Source organism: Nostoc sp. NOS(2021) (assembly GCF_017115025.1).
GTDB lineage: Bacteria > Cyanobacteriota > Cyanobacteriia > Cyanobacteriales > Nostocaceae > Nostoc.
In genome coordinates this window covers 1-5488 of sequence record NZ_JABXKM010000219.1, presented here as the reverse complement: position 1 = coordinate 5488, position 5488 = coordinate 1, and the positions used below count along the sequence as shown (strand labels likewise).

Here is a 5488-nt window from a genome sequence, read left to right as displayed (position 1 = left end):
TTTCCCCCATGAGTGACTGCCGTGGGAACCCCCGCAACGCACTGGCTTCTCTGCGCCTCTGCGGTTCGTTATTCCGTAACTCATGCGTAAGTCCTATATATAAAATATTAAGTAGGGTATAAAGTATTGGCAAGTTTTCGGCGGTGCGTGATGCTTGAAAATCATCAAAGCGCTTAAAATAATACTATTTTGGCATCACACACCTGACAAAATTTAATGTTTATTTTATAGTTATGTTCTACAGTTCTTTTGTCTCAACAAGTTTTTGTGGCATCACCTTAAAACAGTGAACAGTTATCTGAAGTATGGTGGACTTAAATCAGTGAACAGTAACCAATCAAGACTGATAACTAATATCGGTATTGCGCCAAAAGATGAAATTGATAATAACTGATGACTGTTCAAATTCTTCCTGAAGCTGGAGACAAATGGCGAGACACCTGTCCTAATCTTCCTATTATGGAAGTAGGAAAGCCACTAAAAATTTCAGATTTAATCCGTGAACTTCGGCAGCAACTCGATCTCTCTCAGGAAAAGTTTGCAGCCAAGTTGGGAGTTTCCCTGCGGACAGTCAATCGCTGGGAGAACGGATCTACAGTGCCTTCACAGATGGCACTAAAGCTAATTGAAGAAATGTTACAGAAGATGGGCAAACCAGGCAAAAGACTAGTGAATGAGTATCTCCCAAAACCGGAGCAACGGGAGGACTTCTAAAATGATCGTGAAAGTACCCGAAAAAATTTTGATGATGCGTTCTCGGTTAATAGCTTATGGTGTGATGATTCTGGCAGTTATAGCGGCGCTGCTGCTGACGCAACTGTTGTCGCCAGTCTTCGATCCGAGCGTATTTACATTATTTTATGCTGCCGTGGCAGTCAGCGCCTGGTATGGCGGTATGGGACTTGGAGTGCTAGCGATCGCTTTGTCTGTTACAACTGCTCTCTATTTTTTGATCGAGCCAGTCTACTCGTTCGATTTCCTCAGCCTGAGCATCTTAGTACAATTAACCACGTTCTCACTAGTATCCTTCTTAATTACTGCACTCTCTTCAGAGTTGCGAACTGCTAGACGCAAGGCAGAGACAAGCCTGAAGTTGTTGCAAAATAGCGAAATGCGATTTAGCCGACTGACAGAATCCAACATCATTGGGGTGATCCTAACTGATATGAACAACGGCTCGATCATAGAAGCCAATGATGCTTTTTTGAAGATGGTCGGCTATACGCAAGAAGATTTGGCCGCTAACCAAATCAACTGGCGCGATATTACCCCACCAGAGTATCTTCTTTTGAGTGAGCGTTCAGTGGAAGAACTGAAAACTACCGGAGTATGTAAGCCCTTTGAGAAAGAATACATTCGTAAAGATGGCGATCGCATTCCCGTTTTGCTCGGTTCTGTGCTTGTGGGAGATATTCAAGAAACAGTCATTGGCTTCGTTGTTGATTTGAGCGAACGCAAACAAGCAAAAGCCGCATTACAGCAAGCCAATGAGCGGAACACACGCACCCTGGAAAACATGAGTAATGCATTTATTACTCTAGACCGGGACTGGCGAATCATCTACCAAAATGCCGAAGCAGAGCGAATTAACGGCAAACCCCGGACAGAGGTTATTGGTAAGTCGCACTGGGAAGAGTGGACTGCATCAGTAGGTACGAATGTAGAGCGCCAGTATCGGCGGGCGATCGCCGAACAGATTCCCGTCCACTTCGAGCATCACTACTACTTCCCATCCAAGTATGACCTGTGGCTGGAGATTCACGCTTACCCTTGTGAAGATGGTCTGGACATTTTCTTCCGTGACATCAGCCAACGCAAGCAAGCAGAGAAGGCAGTCCAAGCAAGTGAAGAACGGCTCAGGAGTTTTGTGAAAGCGAATGTAGTTGGCATTCTCTTTGGTGATGTGAATGGTAGCATCACTGAAGCCAATGACGAGTTCTTGCGAATTGTCGGCTATACCCAGGAGGATATCCAGGCAGGTAGATTACACTGGACTGATATCACGCCTCCTGAGTACGAATATTTAGATGAACTGGCTATTGCTGAGGCCACAGCAAAAGGAACCTGTACTCCCTATGAGAAGGAATGCATTCGCAAAGATGGTTCCATTGTCCCAGTTGTAGTTGGCTACTCTCTGTTAGGAGAATCTCGGCAGAACTCAGTCGCATTCATTCTGGATATTAGTGATCTCAAACAAGCTAAAAAAGCGCTGAGTCAGAGTCAACAGCAATTTCAAGCTTTTATGGACAATATTCCCGCCGCCGCATGGATTACGAATACAGACGGACGTGTACTTTACCTCAGTCCAACTTATCTAAGCACATTCGATTTAGCAACAAATAAGGCGATTAATAAAAACATTTTTGACCTATACCCAGCCCAAATTGCTCAACCTTTGCTCGATAACATTAGAATGGTTGCCGAGACGAATCAAGTCGTTGAAACGATCGAATCTGCCCCACGCACAGATGGCACGCTGGGGGAATTTTTGGTATATAAGTTTCCCATTGCCGATGCATCTGGGCAACGCTTGGTAGGAGGGGTTGCAGTTGACATCACCGAACGCGAACGCGCCCTTCGTGAACGCCAGCTTGCAGAACAAGCCTTGCAACAGCGCAGTGAAAGACTCAAACTGCTCTCGGAAACAACCAGCGATTTGCTTTCAACCGAGCGCCCCTTGGACTTAATGAACAGCTTGTTTAGCAAACTCTCGGCGCAGATGGATTTGCACTTTTACTTCCACTATCTAATCGATACCCACGAAAATAAGCAGAAACTTCGGTTAGTAGCTTGGGACGGTATTACTGATGAAGTATTTCAAGCAATTGAATATCTGGAATTTAATCAAGGAATGTGCGGATTAGTGGTCGAAGAACGCCATCAAATTGTCGTCAATGATGTGCTGCACTCTACCCATCCAAATGTTGACATCCTCCATCCTTTGGGAATCACAGCCTATGCAGGTCAACCGTTAATTGCTCAGGGAAAGCTGCTTGGTGTCCTCTCCTTTGCCAGTCGCACCCGTACACACTTCACTTCCGGGGAAATTGCTCTATTACAAGCAACCTCCGATCAGGTGGCGGTTGCTCTGGAACGCGCTCAGTTGATGGCTTCATTACAGCAGCAAAAAGAGCAATTAGTCCAAGCTAACCGGATCAAAGATGAATTTTTGGCAGTTCTTTCCCACGAACTTCGCACGCCGCTAAATCCGATCCTGGGATGGTCGAAGTTATTGCAAACTAAAAAGTATGATGAAGCAACCACCACTCGCGCTCTTGAAACCATTGAACGCAATGCCAAGCTTCAGACGCAATTAATTGAAGATTTGCTGGATGTCTCTCGGATTTTGCAAGGTAAACTCAGCCTGAATATTGCTGCTGTAAATCTGGAAACTGCGATCGCCGCAGCAATAGAAACTGTACGTTTAGCTGCTGAAGTCAAATCGATTCAGATTCAGACTGTCCTTGAACCAAACATCGCCCAAGTAACGGGTGATTCAGTTCGCTTGCAGCAAGTTATCTGGAATCTACTTTCCAATGCGATTAAGTTTACCCCCCAAGGTGGACAGGTAGAAATCAGTTTACAATCTGTTGGTTCTCAGGCTCAACTTCAAGTCCGTGATACAGGTAAGGGAATTAGCCCAGATTTTTTACCCTATGTATTTGACTACTTCCGCCAAGCTGATGGTGCAACTACCAGGAAATTCGGCGGACTAGGATTAGGATTAGCTATTGTTCGTCACATTGTAGAGCTACATGGCGGCACAGTTCAGGCAGAAAGTTTGGGCGAAGAACAGGGAGCAACCTTTACAGTCATGCTACCGCTAATCAAGATTTATCTAAATAGCCAGCAAATTGATCGACAGCCTGATGATTTACCTGATCTAAATGGGGTGAAAGTTCTGCTTGTGGATGATGAGCGTGATACGCGAGAGTTAATTGCCTTCATTTTGGAGCAGTCTGGCGCGGTAGTAACCCAGGCTGCATCGGCTCTGGAAGCACTACGAATTATGCCTGAGTTCCAGCCAAATCTGCTGTTAAGCGACATTGGAATGCCGGAAGTAGACGGTTATATGCTGATGCGTCAAATTAGAGCTATGTTACCAGAACTTGGAGGGCAAATTCCCGCGATCGCTCTGACAGCTTATGCTGGTGAGGTTGATTATCAACAGGCAATTGCCGCCGGATTTGGGCAGCATATCACCAAACCTGTGGAGCCAGCTAAATTACTTCGAGCGATCGCTAACCTTATGTATAGTTGTAGCAACCTGCAAACTAACTCACGACCATTTTAGGTCTAGTACCACCTAGTTTTAGACTTCATTAGATTCCTGATTCTCACCTAAGGTTTGTTGTGCGGCGTGTCGAATGTGAAGAATGCGAACTGTGGACACTTCACTATCCTCAACAATAGTGAAAATAATTCGGTATGAATTACGACTTTTGCCATACATAATTTGGCGAATCTCTTTGCTGAAATACTTATTTTCCCTTGCTAGAGGACAACGTTTAGGCATTTCCGACAAAGACTCGATAGCTGAGAGCAATCCTTGGTACCATTGTTTTGCTCTGTCAGGAGACATCAATTGCGACAGTTGAAGGAATGCACTATCTGCTTCTGCTTCCGCGACACTGGAAATTTCAACGCGATAAGTCATGAATCGACTGACAGATTGTACTTGCGGCGTTGATCTTTAGCAAACTCCTCAAATGAACGGGAACGTCCTACCTCAAAATCATCCAAACCACGCTGGATACCTGCGACAGCTTTTTCCAAGTCTTGCAACTCCCACTCTAGAATGCGGGTTAGCAATTCAGCTACAACAATACTCACATCTTGCCCTTGTTGTGCAGCTTTTTCGCAAAGTTGTGCTTCTAGTTCTGGACTAAGAGAAATAACGATAGACATAGACTCAGTTTTCCTGCTATCAAGCCTGTATGCGTTATTTTAGCAAACCTTAAGAATTGAAGCCTAAGGCTTGAAGTGAGAGGCGATAGTTCCCACATTCTGCTATTGTGAACTAAAAACTATAGCTTAGGTGCGATCGCTGATGGAGCAAACACCTAAACCATGAGGTCTTTCCCTATTTATTGCTTCACGGTGGGGAGGAGTCAACTTTGAATCATTGTGATTCCACCAAACCCAAATATGAGTATCAAGAACGATCACAAATCATTCACTTCAAAATTCTGATTCATTTCCCAATCATCAGGATAAATAACAGGCTCATTTGGATCTGCCAAATAAGCGTAGGGTTACATTTTTACAAGAGGATTAATGGCAAATTTACGTTGATTCTCAGAATAATAGCTAATTTGCCCAAACTTTTCTTGAATACTTTTCCTCAAAATAGAAGAAGCTAGTTCTTCAACAGATATTTCTTTTAAAGCAGCAGCTTTAATTAGAGATTCTTGAGTTTCTTGACTGATGTAAATATCTGACTTTTCCCGTTAAGTCTCTTTTGCAAGCTGCCACCCCTCACAGAGGT

Annotated in this window: 5 protein-coding genes; 2 read left to right on the top strand and 3 right to left on the bottom strand. The window is 44.3% G+C overall.

Going from position 1 to position 5488, the window contains the following annotated elements; genetic code table 11:
* Nucleotides 1-393 precede the first annotated feature (393 nt).
* Both HWQ41_RS23595 and HWQ41_RS23590 read left to right on the top strand, forming a co-directional pair.
* On the top strand, nt 394-714 hold the full coding sequence (locus HWQ41_RS23595) for a helix-turn-helix transcriptional regulator (protein WP_366931699.1): 321 nt from the start codon (nt 394-396) through the stop codon (nt 712-714).
* Between the two features lies 1 nt (nt 715).
* The gene (locus HWQ41_RS23590; RefSeq protein WP_292768332.1) at nt 716-4294 is read left to right on the top strand and encodes a PAS domain S-box protein; all 3579 of its coding nucleotides are present in this window, start codon (nt 716-718) and stop codon (nt 4292-4294) included.
* Between the two features lie 18 nt (nt 4295-4312).
* On the opposite strand, the gene HWQ41_RS23585 is transcribed toward HWQ41_RS23590, so the two are convergent.
* The 3 genes from HWQ41_RS23585 to HWQ41_RS23575 form a co-directional block, all read right to left on the bottom strand.
* Entirely contained in the window at nt 4313-4657 is a 345-nt protein-coding gene (locus tag HWQ41_RS23585; RefSeq protein ID WP_292768330.1) for a type II toxin-antitoxin system RelE/ParE family toxin, read from the bottom strand.
* Nucleotides 4654-4908 (bottom strand): hypothetical protein, encoded by a 255-nt coding sequence (locus HWQ41_RS23580; protein WP_292768327.1) that lies wholly within the window; start codon nt 4906-4908, stop codon nt 4654-4656. The genes HWQ41_RS23585 and HWQ41_RS23580 overlap by 4 nt, the downstream gene beginning before the upstream one ends.
* Before the next feature lie 126 nt (nt 4909-5034).
* Nucleotides 5035-5169 carry a hypothetical protein gene (locus HWQ41_RS23575; RefSeq protein WP_292768324.1) on the bottom strand — a complete coding sequence of 45 codons (135 nt, stop codon included), beginning with the start codon at nt 5167-5169 and terminating at the stop codon, nt 5035-5037.
* Nucleotides 5170-5488: the final 319 nt, after the last annotated feature.